Annotated in this window: 23 protein-coding genes, 1 rRNA gene and 1 pseudogene; 13 read left to right on the plus strand and 12 right to left on the minus strand. The window is 39.3% G+C overall.

Features of this window, described 5'->3' with window-relative positions:
• Window positions 1-4: 4 nt before the first annotated feature.
• A 5S ribosomal RNA gene (rrf, locus tag FTT91_RS09545) occupies window positions 5-119 on the plus strand.
• Between the two features lie 156 nt (window positions 120-275).
• On the opposite strand, the gene FTT91_RS09550 is transcribed toward rrf, so the two are convergent.
• Complete coding sequence (locus FTT91_RS09550) at window positions 276-827, minus strand: lytic transglycosylase domain-containing protein (RefSeq protein ID WP_004973862.1); 552 nt, start codon at window positions 825-827, stop codon at window positions 276-278.
• 325 nt (window positions 828-1,152) lie between these two features.
• On the opposite strand from FTT91_RS09550, the gene FTT91_RS09555 reads away from it, so the two are divergent.
• The 7 genes from FTT91_RS09555 (at window position 1,153) to FTT91_RS09585 (ending at window position 6,514) form a co-directional block, all read left to right on the plus strand.
• Window positions 1,153-2,745 (plus strand): Na/Pi cotransporter family protein, encoded by a 1,593-nt coding sequence (locus tag FTT91_RS09555; RefSeq protein WP_154320759.1) that lies wholly within the window; start codon window positions 1,153-1,155, stop codon window positions 2,743-2,745.
• A gap of 117 nt (window positions 2,746-2,862) precedes the next feature.
• A complete protein-coding gene (gene ybaK / locus FTT91_RS09560; RefSeq protein ID WP_180169317.1) occupies window positions 2,863-3,330 on the plus strand; it encodes a Cys-tRNA(Pro) deacylase in 468 nt (155 codons plus the stop codon).
• Between the two features lie 135 nt (window positions 3,331-3,465).
• Window positions 3,466-3,639 carry a hypothetical protein gene (locus tag FTT91_RS09565; protein WP_004973856.1) on the plus strand — a complete coding sequence of 58 codons (174 nt, stop codon included), beginning with the start codon at window positions 3,466-3,468 and terminating at the stop codon, window positions 3,637-3,639.
• 248 nt (window positions 3,640-3,887) lie between these two features.
• The gene (locus FTT91_RS09570) at window positions 3,888-4,304 is read left to right on the plus strand and encodes a YeeE/YedE family protein (protein WP_004973854.1); all 417 of its coding nucleotides are present in this window, start codon (window positions 3,888-3,890) and stop codon (window positions 4,302-4,304) included.
• Entirely contained in the window at window positions 4,305-4,721 is a 417-nt protein-coding gene (locus FTT91_RS09575; RefSeq protein WP_004973852.1) for a DUF6691 family protein, read from the plus strand.
• A 1-nt stretch (window position 4,722) separates the two neighbouring features.
• Entirely contained in the window at window positions 4,723-5,589 is an 867-nt protein-coding gene (locus FTT91_RS09580) for an MBL fold metallo-hydrolase (protein WP_004973849.1), read from the plus strand.
• A gap of 163 nt (window positions 5,590-5,752) precedes the next feature.
• On the plus strand, window positions 5,753-6,514 hold the full coding sequence (locus tag FTT91_RS09585; protein WP_180169318.1) for an alpha/beta fold hydrolase: 762 nt from the start codon (window positions 5,753-5,755) through the stop codon (window positions 6,512-6,514).
• Window positions 6,515-6,720: 206 nt separating this feature from the next.
• Here the strand turns inward: FTT91_RS09585 and accC are convergent, their stop codons facing one another.
• From accC to FTT91_RS09610, 5 genes are all read right to left on the minus strand, one after another.
• On the minus strand, window positions 6,721-8,088 hold the full coding sequence (gene accC, locus FTT91_RS09590; protein ID WP_004973841.1) for an acetyl-CoA carboxylase biotin carboxylase subunit: 1,368 nt from the start codon (window positions 8,086-8,088) through the stop codon (window positions 6,721-6,723).
• Between the two features lie 17 nt (window positions 8,089-8,105).
• Window positions 8,106-8,528 (minus strand): acetyl-CoA carboxylase biotin carboxyl carrier protein, encoded by a 423-nt coding sequence (accB, locus tag FTT91_RS09595; RefSeq protein ID WP_004973838.1) that lies wholly within the window; start codon window positions 8,526-8,528, stop codon window positions 8,106-8,108.
• 16 nt (window positions 8,529-8,544) lie between these two features.
• On the minus strand, window positions 8,545-9,000 hold the full coding sequence (gene aroQ, locus FTT91_RS09600) for a type II 3-dehydroquinate dehydratase (RefSeq protein ID WP_096902340.1): 456 nt from the start codon (window positions 8,998-9,000) through the stop codon (window positions 8,545-8,547).
• Window positions 9,001-9,967: 967 nt separating this feature from the next.
• Window positions 9,968-11,374 (minus strand): ATP-binding protein, encoded by a 1,407-nt coding sequence (locus FTT91_RS09605; RefSeq protein ID WP_179995607.1) that lies wholly within the window; start codon window positions 11,372-11,374, stop codon window positions 9,968-9,970.
• Window positions 11,371-12,039: a response regulator transcription factor gene (locus FTT91_RS09610; RefSeq protein ID WP_104851944.1), complete on the minus strand. Its 669-nt coding sequence runs from the start codon at window positions 12,037-12,039 to the stop codon at window positions 11,371-11,373. The genes FTT91_RS09605 and FTT91_RS09610 overlap by 4 nt, the downstream gene beginning before the upstream one ends.
• 170 nt (window positions 12,040-12,209) lie before the next feature.
• On the opposite strand from FTT91_RS09610, the gene dsbD reads away from it, so the two are divergent.
• The 3 genes and pseudogenes from dsbD (at window position 12,210) to dsbG (ending at window position 15,920) form a co-directional block, all read left to right on the plus strand.
• Window positions 12,210-14,273: a protein-disulfide reductase DsbD gene (gene dsbD, locus FTT91_RS09615; protein WP_179995608.1), complete on the plus strand. Its 2,064-nt coding sequence runs from the start codon at window positions 12,210-12,212 to the stop codon at window positions 14,271-14,273.
• A complete protein-coding gene (locus FTT91_RS09620) occupies window positions 14,270-15,100 on the plus strand; it encodes a TlpA disulfide reductase family protein (RefSeq protein ID WP_180169319.1) in 831 nt (276 codons plus the stop codon). The genes dsbD and FTT91_RS09620 overlap by 4 nt, the downstream gene beginning before the upstream one ends.
• 60 nt (window positions 15,101-15,160) lie before the next feature.
• Window positions 15,161-15,920, plus strand: a pseudogene (gene dsbG / locus FTT91_RS09625) (thiol:disulfide interchange protein DsbG).
• A 109-nt stretch (window positions 15,921-16,029) separates the two neighbouring features.
• Here the strand turns inward: dsbG and FTT91_RS09630 are convergent.
• Both FTT91_RS09630 and FTT91_RS09635 read right to left on the minus strand, forming a co-directional pair.
• Window positions 16,030-16,659, minus strand: a complete 630-nt coding sequence (locus FTT91_RS09630) for a class I SAM-dependent methyltransferase (RefSeq protein ID WP_131261986.1) — start codon at window positions 16,657-16,659, stop codon at window positions 16,030-16,032.
• Window positions 16,660-16,689: 30 nt separating this feature from the next.
• Window positions 16,690-17,037: a carboxymuconolactone decarboxylase family protein gene (locus FTT91_RS09635; protein WP_004973824.1), complete on the minus strand. Its 348-nt coding sequence runs from the start codon at window positions 17,035-17,037 to the stop codon at window positions 16,690-16,692.
• Window positions 17,038-17,331: 294 nt separating this feature from the next.
• Here FTT91_RS09635 and FTT91_RS09640 point away from each other — a divergent pair, with 294 nt between their 5' ends.
• Complete coding sequence (locus FTT91_RS09640) at window positions 17,332-19,539, plus strand: OsmC domain/YcaO domain-containing protein (RefSeq protein WP_180169320.1); 2,208 nt, start codon at window positions 17,332-17,334, stop codon at window positions 19,537-19,539.
• Between the two features lie 180 nt (window positions 19,540-19,719).
• Here FTT91_RS09640 and FTT91_RS09645 read toward each other — a convergent pair whose 3' ends face one another.
• The 4 genes from FTT91_RS09645 to FTT91_RS09660 form a co-directional block, all read right to left on the minus strand.
• Entirely contained in the window at window positions 19,720-20,034 is a 315-nt protein-coding gene (locus FTT91_RS09645; RefSeq protein WP_004973819.1) for a DNA-binding transcriptional regulator, read from the minus strand.
• Window positions 20,031-20,339: a transcriptional regulator gene (locus tag FTT91_RS09650; protein WP_096902348.1), complete on the minus strand. Its 309-nt coding sequence runs from the start codon at window positions 20,337-20,339 to the stop codon at window positions 20,031-20,033. The genes FTT91_RS09645 and FTT91_RS09650 overlap by 4 nt, the downstream gene beginning before the upstream one ends.
• Before the next feature lie 111 nt (window positions 20,340-20,450).
• Complete coding sequence (locus FTT91_RS09655) at window positions 20,451-21,746, minus strand: Y-family DNA polymerase (RefSeq protein WP_180169321.1); 1,296 nt, start codon at window positions 21,744-21,746, stop codon at window positions 20,451-20,453.
• A 42-nt stretch (window positions 21,747-21,788) separates the two neighbouring features.
• Window positions 21,789-22,403, minus strand: coding sequence for a LexA family transcriptional regulator (locus FTT91_RS09660; protein ID WP_180169322.1), 615 nt, complete (start codon window positions 22,401-22,403; stop codon window positions 21,789-21,791).
• A 198-nt stretch (window positions 22,404-22,601) separates the two neighbouring features.
• Here FTT91_RS09660 and FTT91_RS09665 point away from each other — a divergent pair, with 198 nt between their 5' ends.
• Window positions 22,602-23,183 (plus strand): hypothetical protein, encoded by a 582-nt coding sequence (locus FTT91_RS09665; RefSeq protein ID WP_180169323.1) that lies wholly within the window; start codon window positions 22,602-22,604, stop codon window positions 23,181-23,183.
• Window positions 23,184-23,230 lie beyond the last annotated feature (47 nt).

The following is a 23,230-nucleotide window of genomic DNA, read 5'->3' on the forward strand; positions in this document are numbered from 1 at the left end:
TTGTGCTGGCGACCATAGCAAGAGTGAACCACCTGATCCCTTCCCGAACTCAGAAGTGAAACCTCTTCGCGCTGATGGTAGTGTGGGGTTACCCATGTGAGAGTAAGTCATCGCCAGCTCATTATTCAAACACCCTCAACTAGCGTTGGGGGTGTTTTTTATGTGGGAAAGAAAATATTAAGAAGAAAAGTAGAAAAAGAAAGGAAAATAAAACCATCTGAGGATGGCTTTAATTCAACGGGTATTGGCTACTTTATTAAGCTAGTAAGTCAAAATTAAAGTGCATCTTTTAAGTTTTTTTGGTGCTGTTTGACTTGTTTCGCGTAGCGTTTACCTTGCTTTTTCATTTTTCGATTACTATTGTAGCCAGTAGGTCCCACATTGTAATAGGCCAAAGCTTTAGGCCATTTACCCGACTGATTTTTATAATGATTTAAAATAAATGTACCACAGTTGATATTGGTATGTTCATGGAATAAATCGCCAGGACAAGTCTGCTGCCAATAACGTGGAATAATTTGTGTGAACCCAACTGCACCTGAAGGTGAAACAGCATAGGCACGATAATTCGATTCTTGTCTAATAACTGCAGCGACAAGCAGAGGATCAACATTATGTTGTTCTGCACTTTGTACAATGATTGGTGCTACACGATTTGCTGTATCAGGATGCACAGCATAAGCCTTTTGGATCCCTGTAGAAAGTTTAGCTGAGCGTTTTGCAAGAGAGCCACCTCCTAGTGGAGAGCAGGCTGCTAACGTTAAAACAGTACAACCAATACTGAATATTTTTATAGATGGATATTTTCTAAATGCATTAAAAATCATATTAAAACTATATCTGTCATTTTGGCGTATGTGAGTATATATACTGATTTTGAGGTGAGCGATTGGTTCAGTCAAGTGAACTGAAGATTTGAATTGTATCGTGTCAGCATAATACAGAGGTTTCGTTTTGTTTTATCGAATGATTGGATAAACCAATGGAGTCTGATCTATCCTTAGGTTTTAATAATATGTCAAATTGATGACAAGTTTTTTATTTAATATAAACTATTGGAATAGAACAAATAAACTGCAATTTTAAGATAAAAGTACGTACAATATCGGCTTTTTAGCACTTTGAAAATTGCTTATTGCACAGGGAGTAAGTGTGTTAGAAGTCTTTGTACAATTATGTGGTGGTATTGGCCTATTTTTGATTGGTATGACCATGATGACGGACAGCTTAAAAGATATGGCAGGGGAAACCTTGCGTATTTGGTTGTCTAAGTTCACAGGTTCACCCATTAAAGCTGTGCTTTCAGGCATCGGTTTAACTTTAATTGTACAGTCTTCTATGGCAACAACTTTAGCCACGATTGGTTTTGTTAGTGCGGGGATTCTTACTTTTGCTCAGGCAATTGGTGTCATTATTGGTGCGAATATTGGCACAACCAGTACGGGTTGGATGGTGGCATTTTTAGGTGTTAAATTTTCCATCACCAGTTTTGCATTACCTTTGCTGGGTTTGGGTGCAATGCTCAAATTATTTAGTCAGGGGCGAGTTGCATTATTTGGAATGACATTGGCAGGTTTTAGTCTGATTTTCCTTGGCATTGATATGTTGCAAGTTGCCATGTCAGGTTTTGCTGAACGTGTCGATTTATCAGTATTTTCAAGTAGATCTTTGATTGCGCAACTCAGTTTGGTTTTGGTCGGTATTATCATGACCATTCTGTTGCAATCTTCAAGTGCTGCAATTACCGCGACCTTAGCAGCATTGGCCAGTGGTGCGATTGATTTGCAACAGGCTTTAGGTTTGGTGATTGGACAGAATATTGGTACGGTGGCGACAGCCATTATTGCTGCAATTGGTTCAACTGCAAATGCCAAACGTACTGCAGCGGTTCATGTGATTTTTAACATCATTTCAGCCATTTTTGCTTTTATTATTTTAAAACCGTTATTTCTTGAGCTAACACAAAATCAACGTCTTATGGCAACATGGGACAATGTGGTGATTGTTGCTGCATTTCATACAGCATTCAGTATTTCTGGTACTTTGATTATTTTGCCTTTTATCCGTCAGTTCGAAAAACTGATTATGAAAATTATCCCAGATCAAACTCAATCGGTTTTATGTTATCTCGATCAAGCGAGTTTATCTGTGCCCGCCTTGGCTATTCATGCTGCATCTAAGGTGATTTACCATAGTTTGTATGACGTTTTGGTGATGCTAAAACTGGCTATCCAAGAGGGAAGATTACCTTCAAAAGTACGTTTATTACAGCTAGATGAAGTACTCATTCAAGTCCAACGCTATTTGGAAGAAATGTCGATTTCAGAAAATGAAGCCGATCAACAGCGTTTAATGGCGATGCTTCGTTTGATGGTGTATTTACGTGTTTTACGAAGTGATTTGGAAAATATTACTTTAGCAAAAGAAATACGCACCCAACCTGCAATTTATCAAGTTGGCTTAGATTTTGTACAAATTCTTGATGAACATCTAAAAGAAATGGATGATTTTGATGTGCATAAACATGTACTAAGTCTAAATACCGAATTATCTAATTTGAAAAAATGGACAGAAGATCAACGTGCCGAAAACCGTGAAAAAGTGCTGCAATATATTGCCGTGAATCAGCTCAATGCTGCGACAGGTTTAGAGTTGTTGGCGGCACAACGTTGGTTGGATCGCGTGATTGCGCATGCACAGCGCTTAGCTAACGTGTTGGTTGAAAATTCACGTAAACCAAGTTAATGATTTTAGGCTATTTTTTCGATAGTTACTTTTATATTTAAAAATAGCCTAAGCGAATTCACTTTTAATCTCAATCAAGCGTATAATTTGAGCATCGTTTTTTACAGTATTTTTTCAATGACTCCAGCAGCTAAACTTTTAAAAGCCAAGAAAATTCAATTTTCTATGCATGAATATGAACATGATCATAATGCTAAAAGTTTTGGTTTAGAAGCTGCGGAAAAGTTAGGTTTAGATGTCACAGAAGTATTTAAAACTTTATTGGTTAGTGATGATAAACATTTCTTTGTGGCGATTTTACCTGTCCATCACCAATTAAATCTAAAAAAAGTTGCGGCTGCTTTTCAGTGTAAAAAAGTACACATGGCTGATCCTAAAGATGCTGAGCGTTTGACAGGTTATTTGGTTGGAGGCATTAGTCCAATCGGGCAGAAGAAACAACTGAAAACAGTGATTGATGCATCCGCTCAACAGCTTGCAACTATGTATGTGAGTGGAGGGAAGCGTGGATTAGATATTGGTTTAACACCAAGCGATTTGGCAAAAGTTTTAAATGCTAATTTTGTAGATATCGTAGATGCATGATATGTTGCAATTTACATTGAATGGCGTCCAAATTAAGCAATAAATAGGGTAATTAAAAACTCGTATTGATGATTTTTTAACAAACTAAATTTTATGTTATATTAGTGAAAGTTAAGAAATTCTGAGAGGTGTAGTATGGGTAAGCGTCTTAAAGACTACACAATCGAAGATCGAAAAGCTCGTCCAATGTGTCCAGCTAAACCTATTGACTTTGGTGATGATGAGACTACCAATCGCATTATGTTAGATGCTGCTAAACGTGTAATTCGTCGGCATAAAAAAGAACTTATTGCGCTTGCTCACAAATGAGTCTAATGCCCTCAACTTTTGTCGTTGCTGTCTATTTTGATATATCTTTATTACGTTATGAGGCAGTCATTTAGAATGACTAAATTTTCTGCCTTATGACTTAATATCAGCCAAAAACTTGCGAAATCTCTCTCACATCGCAAACATAGACGAATAGTCAGATGAAGTTTACAAAACTTACAAGAGAATAGTTGAATAATAATTACAATAATATATTATAAAAACATATATTGTTTTGGGTGTTCAAAATGCATGATTATCTGCTGGCATTAATCGGTGGTGGATTGCTTGGTCTTGCAGTCGTGGGCTATTTATATGTTCATGGTCGTATTGCAGGCATTAGTGGTTTACTGGCTCAAGTATTAAATCCGCAAACGCTGTTCAAAACGCCTGCATTGTGGTTTGTGTTAGGTATTTTCATTGTGCCTTTTTTCTATGGCATCGTGGCTCAACCTAAAGTTGAATTGAATGCAAGCCCATTGATGATGATTGTGGCGGGATTGTTGGTTGGTTTCGGTACTCGTTTGGGTTCGGGTTGTACCAGTGGACATGGTATTTGTGGCATGAGTCGTTTATCTAAGCGCTCCATTGCAGCAACAGCTACCTTTATGTTAGCTGGCTTTATTACCGTTTATGTTATCCGCCATATCACAGGAGCATTCTAAATGAAAAATTTCTTAGCCTTTGTTTTCGGTGGTATTTTTTCAGCTGGATTGATTCTTTCTGGTATGTCGAATCCTGAAAAAGTTTTAAACTTCCTCGATCTTTTCGGTACATGGGATGCAAGTCTGGCATTTGTTATGATGGGTGCAATTGCGGTTGCCTTTATTCCATTCCAAAGAATTATGCGCCAAGCTGAACCAAAAACCATTTTAAATGAACCAATTGATTTGCCTAAACAAACTCAAATTGACTCTAAACTGATCACAGGTAGTTTTATTTTTGGTATCGGTTGGGGCGTTGCAGGAATTTGTCCAGCGCCAAGTCTAACCTTGATTGGTTTAGGTTATTATCAAGCAATCTATTTCATTGTTGCAATGTTGGTGGGGATTCTCATTCATCGTAAGGTTGCAGGAGCATAAGATGCACGCAGATATTCAGCATTTTTTTGATGAAAATACTAATACATTCAGTTATGTGGTAAGTGATCCTGTAACGCGTCAATGTGCCATTATTGACAGCGTGTTGGATTATGACCCTGCATCTGCGACTACTTCAACAATTCATGCCGATGAAATCATTGCTTACATCCAAAAAAATGAATTAACGGTTGAATGGATTTTAGAAACGCATGTGCATGCCGATCACCTGACAGCTTCTCAATATTTAAAAGAGCAGTTGGGTGGTAAAATTGCCATGAGCCATAAAATTTCGATTGTGCAAGAAACATTTAGTGCTATCTATAACTTGGATATCAAGTATTTCAATTCACATCAATCATTTGATTATCTGTTTGACGATCATGAAACTTTTACGATTGGTGAATTACAAGCCTATAACATCCCTACACCGGGGCATACGCCTGCTTGTTTAAGCTATGTGATCGGTGATGCTGTATTTGTAGGTGATACTTTGTTTATGCCTGATTATGGTACGGCACGTTGTGATTTCCCGAAAGGCAGTGCAGGGCAGTTGTACGATTCTGTGCAAACGCTATACGCATTGCCTGAAGAAACACGAGTGTTCTTATGCCATGATTATCTACCAGAATCACGTGAACAATATGAACATGAAACACTGCTCAAAACTCAAAAAGAGCAGAATATTCATATTCATACAGGGGTAAGCAAAGCTGAATTTATTGAGATGAGAACTCAGCGTGATGCTACTTTAACGATGCCTAAATTGATTCTGCCATCAATTCAAATCAATATGGACGCAGGTAAGTTCCCACAACCTGAGGCCAACGGCATTCGTTATTTGAAGTTGCCTTTGAATTATTTTAAATAAAATTTTAAGAAAAGTTCATCTTGTATGTTATTGCTTAGGCTCACACAAATAGCCTAAGTGATATTATAAGTTTCACCGTAAAAAGCACATATAAAATTTGATTTATAAACTCAAAACTCATTAAATAGATTAATCATTTGTATTCAAGTTTAGAGTCTATTTTATGTTATTAAATTATCAAATCACGCAAAATCAGCCTGAATCTACGTTGCCATCTTTGGTTTTTATTCATGGTTTATTTGGTAGTTTGAGTAATTTAGGCATGCTCGCACGTGCATTTCAAGAACAGCGCACCGTAATTCAATTAGATGTGCGCAATCATGGTAAGTCTGCGCATTGTGATGACATGAATTATGCAGCAATGGCACAAGATGTTTTAGAAACACTGAACAGCTTGAATATCGAACAGTTTTCTGTGGTTGGGCATTCAATGGGCGGTAAGGTTGCAATGACTTTGGCGCCTTTGGCTGCCGAGCGTTTACAGCAATTGGTTTTATTGGATATCTGTCCTTTTGCTTATCCTGAAAATCGTCACGATCAAATTTTTACAGCTTTGTTTGCTGTGCAAGATGCACAAGTTGAAAGTCGCCAAGCGGCGATGGAAATTATGCGTGAGCATCTTCAAGAAGAAATGGTCGTGCAATTTTTGATGAAGTCATTTAGCAAAGGGCAATGGTTATTTAACTTAAATGCATTACGTGAACATTATGCAGAAATTTTGTCATGGCAGACGGTGCAGAGTAATGTAGATACTTTGTTTATTCGTGGTGGTAATTCGCCTTACATTGAAGCGCCTGAGCATTATGCCGCTATTCAAGCACAGTTTCCTCACGCAAAAGTTGAAACAGTTGCTCATGCAGGGCATTGGTTGCATGCTGAAAAAACCGCAGAAGTATTGGCATTAATGACTGAGTTTTTAGATTAATCTTGTCTAGTATTTTGCATCATTCGATGATCTAAAATGATCTCAGTTTTTAAATCAATTTTTAAACCAATACTCCATTTGGAGTATTGGTTTTTTATTCATACTGATCTGCATAGATTAACGGTTTAGCTTTTATTCTCAACAATAAAAAAGAGCTGACGTTGAATCATCAGCTCTTTATTTTAAACTTAAGCAACCTTAATTACTTATGCTTTTTCTTCTTCATTGCCAGCAAGTTGCTTTAGCAAATGCTTTTCAAGATAGTGAATATCCATTGCTTGTTTGCAGAAGTTTTTATCTTGCAGAATCAAGTCTTTGTGCAAAGGAATGTTGGTTTTAATTCCTGTTAAGATAGTTTCATCCAAGGCTTGACGCATACGCGCAATACTGGTTTCACGATCTTTACCATGCACAATCAGTTTAGCAATCATTGAGTCGTAATACGGCGGAATGCTATAACCTTCGTAGATGTGTGAATCTACACGAACACCTGCACCACCTGGGGCATAGAAGTGTTCAATTTTACCCGGTGAAGGTACGAAGGTGGTTGGGTCTTCTGCGTTAATACGACATTCGATTGCGTGACCACGAATTTCAACCTGATCTTGCTCAATGTCTAAACCTAGACCTGCAGCAATACGCAATTGTTGTTCAATGATGTCAATGCCTGTCACCATTTCAGTTACAGGATGCTCAACCTGAACACGTGTATTCATTTCAATGAAGAAGTATTCATCATCTTCAAATAAGAATTCGAAAGTACCTGCACCACGGTATTGCATTAACTTACATGCATTAACACACGCTTCTAAAATATCGGCACGTGCTTGTTCTGGTAAGTTAGGTGCTGGCGCTTCTTCAAGAACTTTTTGGTGACGACGTTGTAAAGAACAGTCGCGGTCATAAAGGTGAATCGCGTGACCATTACCATCAGCCAATACTTGTACTTCTACGTGACGTGGCTTTTGTAAGAAACGTTCCATATAGACCGTGTCATCACCAAACCACATTTCTGCATCACGTTGAGCCGCTTGAACTGATTCAAGCAGGGTGTCTACGCGCTCTACAATACGCATACCACGACCACCACCACCAGCAGCAGCTTTTACAATGAGCGGGAAACCAATTTCTTTGGCTTCAGCTAAAGCATTGTGCGGTGTAACGGCGTGTGCTGAACCTGGTACAGTTGGTACGCCAGCTTTACGCATTGCAGTAATTGCAGAAACTTTGTTACCCATTAAGCGAATATGCTCAGGGCGTGGACCAATGAAAATGAAACCTGAACTTTCTACAATTTCAGCAAATTCGGCATTTTCGGCAAGGAAACCATAACCAGGGTGAATGGCATCTGCACCTGTAATTTCTGCTGCAGTAATAATTGCAGGAATATTCAGGTAACTTTCACTGCTCGCACCCGGACCAATACACACGGCTTCATCACAAAAGCGTAAGTGCATCAGGTCTTTATCGGCATCTGAATAGATACCCACGGTTTTGATCCCTAAAGTTTTGCAAGCTCGGGTGATGCGCAGGGCAATCTCACCACGGTTTGCAATTAAAACTTTTTGCAACATTGTGAATCCCCGAGGTCTTAAGCGCGGTAGCGGAAGAGTGGTTGACCAAATTGAATCACTTCGCCATTTTTAACTAGAATTTCTTCAATCACGCCACTTTGAGTTGCTTCAATTGGGTTCATGATTTTCATTGCTTCGATAATGCCAAGCGTTTCACCAGCAGAAACAGTTTGACCCACTTTAATAAATGGTGCTTCACCTGGGCTTGGTGCTGCATAGAACACGCCAACCATTGGAGAAGTTTCAACAGCACCACGTGGTGAAGATTTAGGTGCAGATGGTACTTCTGCAGAAGGTGCAGGCATTGCAGGAACTGCTGCCGCTACTACTGGACTGCGACGAGTTAATGCAATCGACTGATCGCCTTCTTTAACTTCAATCGCTTGTAAGTCAGATTCAATCATCAAGTCGATGAGTTTCTTGATTTTACGAATATCCATGGACAGTATTCCTAGTTTAAGATTGTGTAGTAGGTTGAATTTTTTCAAGAACAAAGTCGAGTGCTGCGGCATAGCCTTTTGCGCCTAAACCGCAAATCACACCAATGGCTTTGTCTGATAAATATGAATGATGTCTAAACGCCTCACGTGCATGCACATTCGACAAATGGACTTCAAGAAATGGAATAGCGACCCCTAACAAGGCATCACGTACCGCAACAGAGGTATGCGTTAATGCAGCAGGGTTAATAATGATATATTGTGTGCCATCTAACGCGGCTTGATGAATTCGGTCTACAATTGCGCCTTCCCAATTACTTTGGAAAGTATCTATAGAAATTGATGCTTTTTGCGCTTGTGAAATGAGCTGTTGATTTATATCCTCAAGAGTGAGGTAACCATAAACTTCGGGTTCACGCTTTCCTAGCAAATTTAGATTCGGTCCATGAATAACCAAAATGGTCGAACTCATTCCGCTTGCTCCAATAAATAATTGCAATAATACTTTGCAAGATGTCTGCAAAGTTTGCTAATTATGGCATAAAATTCCACATTTTTTTTGTAATTTGTTTAATTTGACGTAGAAAGCGTGTGCCAAAATGAGGCTCTATAATGAAAACTTTGCAGGGAATTCGCAATGTTAAAAAATTACATTTTTAGTTTTTTTTGCTGATTTTTATATTCTAAAACAACTGACCAAATCTATTCATTTGTTTTCTGTAACGACTGATCAAGCGAGTGACTTGAACTGGTTTGATTCGGAATGTCAAAGCCAGAAAACAACCAACATCAATATCGCATTTCTTTATAGCATGATATTTCGTTGCTGTTTATAAAAAATGGCGATTCCATTTTTTCAGTTCATTCAAAGTAGATGACCACACAAACTGCAGTGGATCATCTAATACGTTTTGTGATCATCGTTCAAGTGGTTATGGATTCGATAGAAAGATCATTTCGATAATAAGATATTTTAAAAATTCAACTTTATTTAAATAAAACATGAGCTTAAATGGAATGCTTTGATTGATATATTTATCTATATTTTAGTCTGGAATAGATGCTCCTACGCTGCGTATTATATTTTGAGTGGGGTGCTGTTGGTTTTATGTACACTTTAATTAAGTTGTAGATTGATCACAAGACCAAGCACATGCACGATCTGCACGGATATCTACCTCATTTAAAAATATGACGTGGTATCGAACAAAAAAACGGTGATGAAAGTTTCAGCAATTTTTTTCTAGCCAATGTTCTTCTACTCAATAGCCCGCAGCATCTACATCATAGATAAAATTTTAGAACGCATTGACCTTTTATTTCAAAAATCACCTTAAAAATGGCGTTATCGTAAAGTAGAGCAATATGTTCGGTATTGGCAAAAGTTAAGTGATCTTGTTCTGAATCTTGCTTTATTTGCTGTTAAAGCTCAGAAAAGCTTAATCCGTCTGTTGTTTCTCTGTTGCAGAAGGTGCTGCATCAAAACTGACAATCACTTTTAAACCTTGCGGTTGGTTAGCCTGAAATTGAAGTAGGTAGCCATATTGCTCTAATAATACTTTGACTAGAGTTAGACCTAAGCCATAGCCTTGTTTATGCGCAGATTTACGCCAAAAACGCTGAGTCAGAATGGTAAAATCATCTTCATTCAGGCTTTTGCCTTGGTCTGCAATGATCAATTGCAGGTCTTGCATATAAATTTGAATGTTTGGCGCATCCTCTGCATGCAAATAAGCATTTTGAATCAAGTTTTTCAGTACCATGTGCAACGCAGGCGCTGGAATATTAATGTGTTGTGCTACCAAACTCGCCCAATCAATCTGTAATTTCGCTGATAGATTGGGATATTCCACAGTCAGTTCCGACAAGACTGTTTCTAATACGCTACGCATATCTGCATGGCTATGTGCCGCTTGAATACCTGCTTCAGTTTGACTGAGCAATAACAGTTGTTCCAAAAGTTGTTGATAACGTTGGATGCTGCGTTCTGCGTGTTTTAAATTGTCGATGACTTTGGCTGTATCTTGGGCAGATGCGGTTTGATTCAACATCAATTGGCTCAGTTGCACATGCGTTTTAATAGCCGTTAACGGCGTGCGCAGTTCATGCGCAGCAAATGCACTAAAGTTTTTTTCGTGTTCCAGACTTTTATGTAGGCGTTCAATCAGCATCAATAAGTTATCGACAAAAGGCTGAATTTCTTTAGGAATTTTTTGTGATCTCAGTTCAATTAAATAACGAGAAGCTTCATCTAAAGATTGTTTTTTCTGAATTAAGTGGCGGGTGATGTGATCGAGCGGTAAAAACTCCAGACGGATAATCCACAAAATTAGCAAAATACAAATAATCAAAGTAAGCAGTAAAGGAATCAGTACCGACTGTAAAATTTGTTTAAGTAGGTTTTGCCGTAACTGAATTTTTTCAGCCACCACCACCTGAACTTCACCTTCACGCAGTACATAACTACGCCATTGCAGTCCATTTTCTGTCCATGTGCTGAAACCGACTTGTTGGTTTTTTAAATTTTTCGGTGCGCCTTGAGTGCGTGCAATCACATGCTGTGGTAATGAAACATCGGCACGGAAAATAGAGACTTCACAAGCAATTAAACTATGTAGCAAGCCATTTTCTGATTCGGCATGCAAACTTTCTGTGAGTTGTTCTAGGGGCAGTTGCTGAATCAGGCGGGCGACCATACGGGCTGAGGTAGAAAGTCGTTCATCCAGCGTATTTTGTAAGCGTTGTTCCAAGTCATGGTAGAGCCATGCAAAGACAATCACCCACAGCAAAATAAATGCACAGCTGATGGTCGATACCAAACGCCATTTCAGACTGTAGTTTTTCATGTCAGCAGCTCAGGTTTAAAGATGTAGCCGACACCACGCACCGTTTGAATAAAATCGGGGTGGATTTTATGCCGTAAATGGTAGATATGCACATTTAAGGCATTGCTTTCGATACTGTCTTGAAAGCCATACACTTTATCTATCAGTTCTTCATTTTTTAAGATTTGGTTCGGATGCCGTAAAAAGGTTTCCAATAGGCTATATTCACGGCGTGAAAGCTGAATGTTTTGTGAATGCCAACTGACTTCTTGTGTATCGAGGTTCATGTGTAACTGACCACTTTGCAGTTGGTTCGATGAATAACCACGATGACGGCGGCTTAATGCATATACACGGGCAATCAGTTCATTTAATTCAAAAGGTTTAGTTAGGTAGTCATCTGCTCCTAAGTTGAGCGCCTGTACGCAGTCTTGAGTATGATTCCGCGCGGTTAATACCAATACTGGAATATGAATGGCATCTTTACGCCAGTTTTCGAGTAACTGTAAACCATCTTGGTCAGGCAGACCTAAATCGAGCAGGCACAGATCTACCGCACTATGACGTATGAAGTAATCGGCATCGCGCGCGTTATTCACGTGTTCGACTGAAATACTTAAAAATTCGAGTGCTGCCACAATACTTTGGGCAATATAAGGATCATCTTCCACCAAAACGACGAACATATTTGCTCCTATACCACAGTCAGCCCAATATATGACACATCTCGATCACGCCACAAATTTAGATTAGGCACCTACAATGCTCAAGTTTACAAAGAAAAATCTTTATTAATGTTCTCTTAATCTACACTTACCGATAATACAGTCAGTTTTTTAATTTTTAGTATAAATACATGATTTTTATTCGCGTCATTGCTTATTTTGTGTTGAGTCTGTGTGCGGTGTGGGTCAATGCTGCCAATGAATTTTTAGCGTCCGATCAAGCTTTTAAGTTTCAGGCGACGTCATTGTCTGAACAAACGGTTGAACTGAAATGGGATGTCGTACCGCATTACTATTTATATCACGATCAATTCAAAGTCAGTCAGGCTCAAAAGCCGCTTGCTTTTAAATTGCCTGCAGGGCAGGAAAAAGATGATCCGACTTTCGGGCTGACACGTGTGCATTATGGGCAAGTGACAACACAGATTCAGGTGAAGCCTAATCAGCAATATCAAATTACTTGGCAAGGCTGCGCTGAAGATGGTTTGTGTTATCCCGTACAGCGTAAAACGATTCAAACCGATGCCGATGGTTTATTGCCACAGCATAATTTAAGTGCGGGCAAAGGTAATTTACTTCAGCAACTCAATCAGAATAATCAGGCTGCTTTAAACACTAACTTAAATGATGCAGATAAGCATCAAGCCAATGGTTCTAGTACACAAAAACAAGTTACGACAACTGCAAATACTGTAACGACAAAAGAACTCAAACTTGAACAGCAAACGCTAGAAAACAAAGCACAGCTTGCTGAAAATGCGGTTGCTGTAACACAAGCTGATCCTAAACTTACCCCTGAACCAGTAGAAAACGTTGATTTAGCAAATTCCTTAGAGATTGAAAATACAGATACGGCGTTGACAGACAATACATTCGCTGCATCAGCCAATTCAAGCAATACGGAAACAGCCAGTAGTACGAGTCTGAATCAGCAATGGAACAATGATCAATTTTTCCTGAATTTATTGTCTGGGCAAGGGTTGTTACTGAATGCGTTTATCTTTTTAGGTTTTGGGGTATTACTGGCTTTTTTACCGTGTTCATTGCCGCTGATTCCAATTCTTTCTGGCATTTTGGTGCAGCGCAATACAGGCTATAAAGCTGCAGCAATTGCGATCACCTTTATCGTCAGTATGGCGCTAGTCTATGGCTTGATGGGCGTTGTTGCGTCACACATTGGTTATAGCGTACAGCGTTGGTTCCAAAATCCCGTAGTGATTGCAGTTTTTGCTATGTTGTTTGTGCTCTTTGCTTTAAACCTGTTTGGACTGTATCAGTTGTCATTACCACAAGCAGTGTTACAGCGTTTAGATCGTATTCAGCAATATCAAAAAGGCGGTACTTTATTGGGTGCGGGCGTTATGGGGGTGATTTCTGCACTGATTGTCGGGCCATGTATGAGTGCGCCTTTAGCGGGAGCATTGCTGTACGTCTCACATTTGGATCAAGCAGCATTGGGTGGTTTATATTTGTTCCTGCTTGGTTTAGGTATGGGAATTCCTTTACTTATTGCCAGCGTGTTTGGCGCGAAATATTTGCCAAAGCCAGGTTTGTGGATGGAACGGCTAAAATTTAGCTTTGGTTTTATCATGTTGGCAATGGCTTTGTATTTTGCTCGTCCGCTATTTTCTGTGACTTGGTACTATGTTGCTTTTGCTGTGGTGTTATTTGCCTTCGCTGCATATTTAATTGCAATTTTGCGCCACGTGTTACATCGTCCACAGCGTTTTTCGTTATTGGCTTTGGCGGCAGTAATCGCCAGTAGTGGAATTTGGCATGTCAATCAGAGTATTGCCAGTGTCAATGCGCAGGTACAAGCAGACCAATTACAGCCATGGATCAAAGTACGCACAGAACAAGAGTTGAATGCAGCTTTGGCCGCACATGCTCATCAAAAGATTGTGATTGATGTCTATGCCGATTGGTGTGTGGCGTGTCAGCCGATTGAGCGTGATGTGATTCCTCGTACCGATGTGCAAGATGCTTTAAAGCATGTGGTGCGGATTAAACTCGACTTAACCGAACAGCATCCTTCACAAGATGCCTTATTGAAAAAATGGCAGATTTTAGGGCCGCCAACGTTGTTATTTTTGGCAGATCCACAACGGGAACAACGTGAATTGCGTCTAACAGGTGCTTATAACGCAGCGCAATTGATTCAAAATATTCATCAACTGCAAGAGGCTGCGCCATGATTCAATCCGCAGTCTTGCAGTTAGGCATGTTGATGATTCCATGGCCATTGGTGTTTTTATTGCTAGGACTGATTGTCGTCTTTGCAATGGGTAAATTTTTTCAGCGTCGTTATACATGGAATGCACAGACTTGGACAGGTTATCAGGATGCATTATGGAATGCGCTGTGGATTGGTGCTTTAGTTGGGCGGGCAGTTTTTGTGTTGCAGCATTATGAGCTGTACTTTGCCAACCCGATTGATATTTTAAAAATTCAGGACAAAGGCTTTCATCTGATTGTCGCAGTTATGGCAGGTGTGGCGTGGTTTGTCTGGAAAAATCGCGCTATTCAACGTGTTGTTCTGGCATGGGCAGTTGCGCTCTTTATTACAGTACAAGTTGTAGGTTGGAGTCTTATCCAACCTTTGCAGACGCAGCATGCCTATCCCAATCTAGTATTGCACAACCTAGCGCAACAACCTCAAGATTTAGCTCAATTTTCAGGGCAGCCCACGGTGATTAATCTCTGGGCGACTTGGTGTCCAGTTTGTCATCGTGAAATGCCTGTTATGCAACAAGCACAGCAAGATTTCCCTGAGGTCAATTTTGTATTTGCCAATCAAGGCGAATTTGCAGCAGAGATTCAAGCCTATTTACAGAAACATCGATTTCAGTTTGAACACGTGTTATTAGACCCTGCAGCTCGTTTAGGACAACACTTCAATATGTTCGGTTTGCCAAGTACTTTGTTTTTTAATGCACAAGGAGAATTGGTCGATCATCACATGGGTGAATTGACTAAGCCGATGCTGCAGCATTATCTGAAAAAAATACAAGCGAATCCATAAACGCGCTCTTAACGATTTGAAAGAAAACCCGCCGTGAAGCCAAAATTAAGGACAATCAATATGACATCAAACATCAAAAATAACATGCTGAAACTGGCGATAGGTATGAGTCTTGCCAGTAGTGTGAGTATGCTGCAAGCACAGGACAACCTCAAACAGCACATTGAAAAAGAAGGTTTTAAGTTTGTGCAACAAATTCAAGCACCTGCACAAATGACAGGTTGGGCAGGGCATATTGAACAAAGTCCTGCGACAGTGTTTATTTCCAATGATCAGAAAATACTATATTGTAGGCACTTTGTTTGATGCACAAGGCAATAATTTAACCGTCGATGCTTTAGACCGTTATGTGAAAAAGTCGGTACTTGAAGATGTGTGGCAAAGTCTGGAACACGCTACTTGGATTCAGGATGGGCAAACCAGTGCTGAAAAAATTGTCTACGTGTTTTCAGACCCGAATTGTCCGTATTGCCATACCTTTTGGAAGCAGGCACGTCCGTGGGTAGAATCTGGCAAAGTTCAGTTAAGACATATTATTGTGGCGGTGATCCGACCTGAAAGCAAAGGGCAGGCCGCGACTTTATTAATGGCGAAAAACCCACAGCAGACCTTTAATGCGTTCCATCGTCAATACGGACAAAAAAAGCTGATCGAGCAAAAAACTGTGCCTGTACATGTAGAAAAAACCTTAGAACAGAATCAGGCACTGATGGATAAATACGAGTTCTTTGCCACACCTGTTGTGCTTTGGAAAAATAAACAGGGCGAATTACAGTCGGTACAAGGAATGCCAAAATCTATGAAAGATGTGTTTGAGTGATTTTAAAAATTTCCGAGCAAATATCTAACTGAATATTCAAATCTAAAGCGCAAAAAAGCTTGCTCTAATTGCATTGGAGCAAGCTTTTTGATGTAAAAGATTCAGTCTTTTATTTCTGTATACGAATCGCAAATTGAATGACGTGGGATTTGCCCTGATGCAGTTTGCCTTCTGAGCGTTCTACATCGCCCACAAAGAAATGAATCAGATGATCGTGTTTAAAATGGCTTAAAAACTCGATAGGATCGTACAGCATTTCTACTGCACGTGGGCCGCCCGTTTTATATTCTAGCTGACGAGTAGAATACAGCTCACCAACAAATAAACCACCGTTAACCAAAGTTTCGCGCACGCCATTTAACACTTTTTGCTGTGTTTCAGGGTTAAAGTGACCAAATACGCAAATCACGTTGTCATATTGATTCGCTGGCCAATTCACCTGACTTAAATCTTGCTTTCGTGTATTTAAACTTAAACCACGTTGCTGTGCATAGCCTTGAGCCTTATCTAAAGCAACTTGCGAGTAGTCCCACAAATCTGCTTCAAATGCTTGCTCATTGGCTTGTGCCAAAGCGGCCAAATATAACAAGTTACGACCTTCACCTTCGGCCAAGCCCAAAGTTTTGCCGTGAATAGACAGTTTTTGCGTAATGTCCTGAATGAACGCATTGGCTTGTTCACCATAAATATGGTCATGTTGGCTGTAGCGTTCATCCCATTCATTATGGATATTTGACATAGTTTCGACTCGGTAAATAATTTGATGCTGTTATTCGGCTGTAGATGGAGAAAACTCTTTAAATGCTGCCACGGCGTTTGCGGCATACATGAGTGATGGGCCACCGCCCATATAAACAGCAATACCTAAAATTTCATTCAATTCTTCAAAAGTCATACCCATTTTGACCAAAGTTCTGACGTGAAAACCGATACAACCATCACAGCGTTGTGCCACGCCAATTGCCAGTGCAATAAATTCTTTGGTTTTGGCATCAATTACGCCGTCTTTCATCGCAACTTGTGACAGGGCATTAAAACTTTTAAGTAAATCGGGAGATTGTTCTTTAATGGATTTGATGTTAGACGAAATTTCAGCAGTGAGTTCGGTATATTTCATGTTGTTTCACCATTAAGCAGATTAGAACCTAAAGACAATATAACATATATTTAAATATATTATGTTTGTATATATTAATTAGCAACTTTGCTTAAATTCAGTAAATCTGTATTTATAGCATTATCAATTCACCCAAATCACTTTATAATGTTGCCGCATATTCTGGAGTCGCTGTTAAATAGTTGCGATGACTTCAAACCTCATTTTTTAAGTCTTATTCTCCCTCTTGATTCGGCTTATAAATCAATATTTTATAATTTTGTGTCTGAGTAGGCACATACAATAGGTGCCTGCATGGAAATTAAAGTCAATTATTTAGACAACTTGCGTCTTGAAGCTAAATTTGACGATTTTACCGTCATTGCCGATCAGCCCATCCGTTATAAAGGCGATGGTTCTGCGCCAGGCCCATTTGATTATTTCCTTGCGTCATCTGCATTGTGTGCTGCGTATTTCGTGAAGGTTTATTGCCAATCACGTGATATTCCAACCGATAATATCCGCTTATCTCAAAACAATATTGTCGATCCTGAAAACCGTTATAAACAGATTTTTAAAATTCAGGTGGAATTGCCTGCAGATATTTCTGAAAAAGACCGTCAGGGGATTTTACGTTCTATTGACCGTTGTACCGTAAAGAAAGTCGTGCAAACAGGCCCTGAGTTTGTGATTGAGCAAGTTGAAAGTATTGATGCCGATGCACAAGCTTTGCTGATGCCGAACTTGACTTCATCTCAAGCGACCTTTATTGCAGGTAAAGATTTACCGCTTGAAGAAACCATTGCCAATATGTCAGGTATTTTGGCAGGTTTGGGCATGAAAATTGAGATTGCCTCATGGCGTAATATCGTACCCAATGTCTGGTCATTGCATATTCGTGATGCGCAATCGCCAATGTGTTTTACCAATGGTAAAGGCGCAACTAAAGAAAGTGCATTAGCATCTGCTTTGGGTGAATTCATCGAGCGTTTGAACTGTAACTTCTTCTATAACGATCAGTTCTGGGGCGAAGAGATTGCCAATGCCGAGTTTGTGCATTATCCAAATGAAAAATGGTTTAAACCTGGCCCAAATGGTGAATTGCCTAAAGAAATTTTAGATGAGTATTGCCTAGAAATTTATGATCCTGAAGATGAGTTGCTGGGCACACATTTATATGACACCAACTCAGGCAATACTGAACGTGGTATTTGTTCATTGCCATTTGTGCGTCAATCCGATGGTGAAACGGTATATTTCCCATCAAATTTAATTGAAAACTTATATTTAAGTAACGGGATGAGTGCAGGTAACACGCTTGCAGAAGCTCAAGTGCAGTGTTTATCTGAAATTTTTGAACGTGCAGTGAAGCGTGAAATTATTCAGGAAGAAATGAGCCTGCCTGATGTACCGCAAGAAGTTTTGGCAAAATATCCAAGTATTGTGGCAGGTATTCAGGCTTTAGAAGAACAAGGTTTCCCAGTATTGGTGAAAGATGCGTCTTTAGGCGGTCAATTCCCTGTCATGTGTGTGACCTTAATGAACCCGCGTACAGGCGGTGTTTTTGCTTCGTTTGGTGCACATCCAAACTTTAAAGTCGCTTTAGAGCGCAGCTTAACTGAACTATTGCAAGGGCGTAGTTTTGAAGGTTTAAATGATTTACCACAGCCGACCTTTAGCACGAATGCGGTAACTGAGCCGAATAACTATGTTGAACACTTTATTGATTCTAGTGGTGTAGTGTCTTGGCGTTTCTTTAGCGCGCAGGCAGACCATGAATTTGTAGAGTGGGATTTCACCAACAATGGTCAATATAGCAATGTCGAAGAAGCTGAGGCTTTATTTGCGATTTTAGAAGAAATGGGCAAAGAATCCTATATGGCGATTTATGAACATTTAGGTGCAACTGCTTGCCGAATTTTAGTCCCTGATTATTCAGAAGTGTATTTGGTGGAAGACCTGATTTGGGATAATACCAATAAAGCTTTGCTGTACCGTGAAGACATTTTAAATCTGCACCGTTTGGATGATGTACAACTTGAAGCTTTAGTTGAGCGTTTGGAAGAATGTGAGCTAGATGACTATACTGAAATCAAAACCTTAATTGGCATTGAATTTGATGACAATACCGTTTGGGGACAGCTCACTATCCTTGAATTAAAATTGTTGATTTATTTGGCATTAGAACAGTTTGAAGAAGCTAAAGATTTAGTCGAAGCATTCTTACAATACAACACCAATACCGTAGAACGTGGCTTGTTCTATCAATGTATGAATGTCGTGCTTGAAGTTATTTTAGATGACGAAATGGATATTGCCGATTATGCTGTCAATTTCCGCCGTATGTTTGGCAATGAACGTATGGATGCAGTCATGGGTTCTGTTGAAGGCACAGTACGTTTCTATGGTCTAACCGAAACCAATATGCAGCTTGAAGGTTTAGATCGTCATTTACGTTTAATCGACAGCTACAAAAAACTGCATAAAGCACGTGCCAAGTTTGTTGGGCTGAATAAAGACTAATCTTGCAGAAGTAGAACGCTGTTCTGATTTGAATCACCGTCCAAGAAAAAGACTCGGCTTTAAAAGTCCGAGTCAGGTATTATGGCAACAACATGGTGTTGCATTTCAAATGCTATCTAAGATTTGCTGTTGCTATAGGAAAGGCAAAATAATAACCCTCGTTGTTGAGGGCTATTTCATTTAAGCGAGATGGTCACGAACAAATTGAGGATCTAAAATAAACAATTTAATCAGTGATTGAGCTGCTCCTGAAGGTCTTCTAACACCTTGCTCCCAAGATTCCAATGTACGTTTAGAGATACCTAAAATTTTAGCAAATTGATCTTGAGTGAGTTCAGACTTTCTTCGTGCTAAAGCAACATCTGTTTCATTGATCACAGTTTTTCTTGCTGCGTTATTAGCAAGCATTTGTTTAACGCCTTCTAATAATTCAACATTTAAGTCTCGTTTTGCTTCTCGAGCTTCCAATTCTTTGTCACTTAATAAACGACTCATTTCAGTAACTCCGCTAATTGTCTAAGTGTCTTTTTCTCAAGTTGGGTAATTGTGTCTTTACTATATAAGGTCAATAACCAAATTTCGCCATTTGCTAAACGGTTGTAATAAATTACACGAACACCACCTTGTTTACCTTTACTCTTTCCACCCCATCGAATTTTACGAACGCCGCCAGTACCAGGTTCTACATCTCCTGCTGTAGGGTTCTCGGCAATGAAAATTTTAAAGTCATTGTATTGTTCTTCAGTCCAATAGTAGGGATATTCATTGGTAAAAAAAGTAGTCTCACAGATGGTATACATCAAACACCTTTATACTACTTTGTAGTGTTTAATTGTATACTACTTTGTAGTACTTTTAAGCATTAAATTAGGTCTCATATTGTGAGCTTTTTTAGCCCAATCAAATAACTGCTAATCACCAAGCGCCAATAAACCTTCCCAGCTAAAATAATTCGGGCTTAAATGGCTGCGCTGCATCGCCCAAGTTCGATCTTGCAATTTACATGCTCCAATGGCGAGTTTTTGCACACCAAATTTATTTTTCACGGTATCCAACACTTGCTGTAATTGTTCCTGTTTTTCAATGGCGTCAGTATCTGTAAGCAGGTCGTGAATATAGCTTTGTTTGGGTTCAAGTCCCGTTAAAATCACACCACATTTTTTAAAGGCAATCCCTTCCTGAAATAGCGTTGTCACATGCTTCATCATGGCTTTGTTCATGAGCAAAGCAGAATCTGTTGGCTCATTGAAAGCAATAGTGACCGATTGATTGTAAAAAACTTGGCGCGGATCAAAATGGTTAGATTGCGCAAAAATGATCATACAACCACATAAACTTTTTTCAGCTCTGAGCCTTTGCACAGCAGATTGTAAATAATCGCTCAAAGCTTCTGAAAGCGCATGAATATCTGTTACACGCTGCCCAAAAGAACGTGAGCTGATGATTTGCTGCTTACTTACGGTATTGTGCTCCAGTTCAATACATGCTGTACCTGTGAGTTCAAGAATGGTTTTTTTCATTAAAATTGAAAATTTACGTTGCATTTGCTCAGGATCACTAATTGCTAAATCAAATACAGAATGAATCTTTAAAGCATGCAGTTTTTTGGCAAGTTTTCGACCCACACCCCAGACTTCAGCAACATCAATGTGTTGAAATAAGGCTTCTTTGCTACATAAGTCCATATGGAGTAAATTACACACGCCGTTGAAATAGCTATTTTTCTTGGCGATATGATTGGCCAGTTTGGCTTCAGTTTTACTGTGACCAATACCGACACACACAGGCAGAGCCAGCCATTGCCATAAAGTTGCTTTAATTTCTTGTGCCAATTCATTTAAGTCGGTCTGAGAATATGAACTCAGTTCAATAAAGGTTTCATCAATTGAATAAATTTCAATGTCTTTGGCACTAACAAATTCTTGAATCGTATTATTAAAACGTCTGGACATTTCCGCATAGAGGGCATAGTTACTTGAAAAGACAGCAACATCATGTTGTTGAATCAATTCTTGAACTTGGTAAAAGGGCACAGCCATTTTAATGCCAAGTTGTTTGGCTTCTTCGGAACGTGATACCACGCAACCATCGTTATTGGAGAGCACCACCACAGGACGATTATTCAAATGTGGTTGAAACAGCCGCTCACAGCTCACATAACAATTATTGATGTCAATTAGCGCAAAAATTTGCTTTAAAGGTTTCATGACTATTCTACTTATTCGGCTTTTTTATGCGTTATTGTGGGTTTAAACCATCAGGTTTTTTAAATTCCACGTGACCACAGCAAACACTTCAAAAGTTTGCCCATCTTTCAGGTAAATGCTGTCGTAGTCGGGACTTTCTGCTTTAAGCCAAGCTTCAGGCAAAGTGGCAGGGTCATAGTCTTCACCAAAATGTTCGGCCAATTCACTTTTGGACATTTTGGCTGTAATCATCAGGCGTTTAATAGTCAGGTCTTTTTGGTCAATTAATGCGACCACAATACTGCGGTGTTTGGCTTCTTTGCTGCGATCTACCAGTACAATATCGCCGTATTCAAGCCCAGCATTCACCATAGAGGTGGTGCGTACCACATTTAAAAAGGTCGCATTTTCATTGGAAATGAGATATTCATTCAGATCAATATTTTTATCAATATAGTCTTGAGCAGGCGAAGGAAAACCTGCAGGAATGGATTCTATTGTTACGGGAAGATGCAGTGTTTTTCTTTTAGAAAGTGCTTGAAAATCATGCTGATTCAGCAATTCAATTTGTTCAAGCAGGGCATTCAGGCTAGGGCTGGGTTTACCATCCGCACCCATGATTTTTTGTAATGACGCCCAAGCAGCGTCAGAGAAGTAAATAGGTAACTTCTTAGACATGAGATTACTCCTACGCAACGAGGCGTGTTTGAAGTGAAATTTGATGTGTTGATAGCATAGCTGAAAATATGATTAAGATTCAATCTACGTGGATAATTGATTGCTAGATATAGATCACACTCTACGATTGCATAGCTATACAAACACAAGCCTTTCCGTTAGGATTTTTCTATCGCAGCAGCATATTTAGAGATTGGCATGCATATTGTTGAAGACATTTATTTAACGAAAGAAGAAGTTGAATCTTTACTGTTGGGATTAATTAATTCACAACTTGAACCTGAGTTTTTAATGCAGGATTTCATTAAACATCAGGTTTGGTCTTTGGCTGAATATTTTAAGCAAAATACTGAACATGAAATTGACTTTGCGCAAATCAGTTGCCCGATTAAAGTCAAAGCAGAATATCAAAATCATCGTTTGAAACGTCATTTGCTGGTTGAATTTCATCTGACCACCACACCTTTTTTTAATTATGAGCCAGAAGAAAATAGCGTGGCTTACTCCTACATGATGAAAGATTTTTATCTGACCGATATTATTTTTTATGATGCCTATACGGGTGAAAATTTGCAGGCTTGGATGCAAAGAAGATTCGTGATTTTGCAGGGTGAACGTGAAATAGAAGTGAATTCATTGTCATGGTATGCAGATTACAATTTACCGCAAGTTACGCAAAATATGGTGTCTTTTGTGAGTGAAGCCGCTTATGACACGGGTTTAGATCAGATTGTAGATGAAGTCAATTTACGTTTACGACAAGCCAAAACAGTTAATTAAATAGCTATCATCTATCTAAAAAATGGTTGTTTGAGATAGATGATGGG

It is taken from the genome of Acinetobacter sp. YH12021, assembly GCF_013420145.1.
In the GTDB taxonomy this organism is placed as follows: domain Bacteria; phylum Pseudomonadota; class Gammaproteobacteria; order Pseudomonadales; family Moraxellaceae; genus Acinetobacter; species Acinetobacter towneri.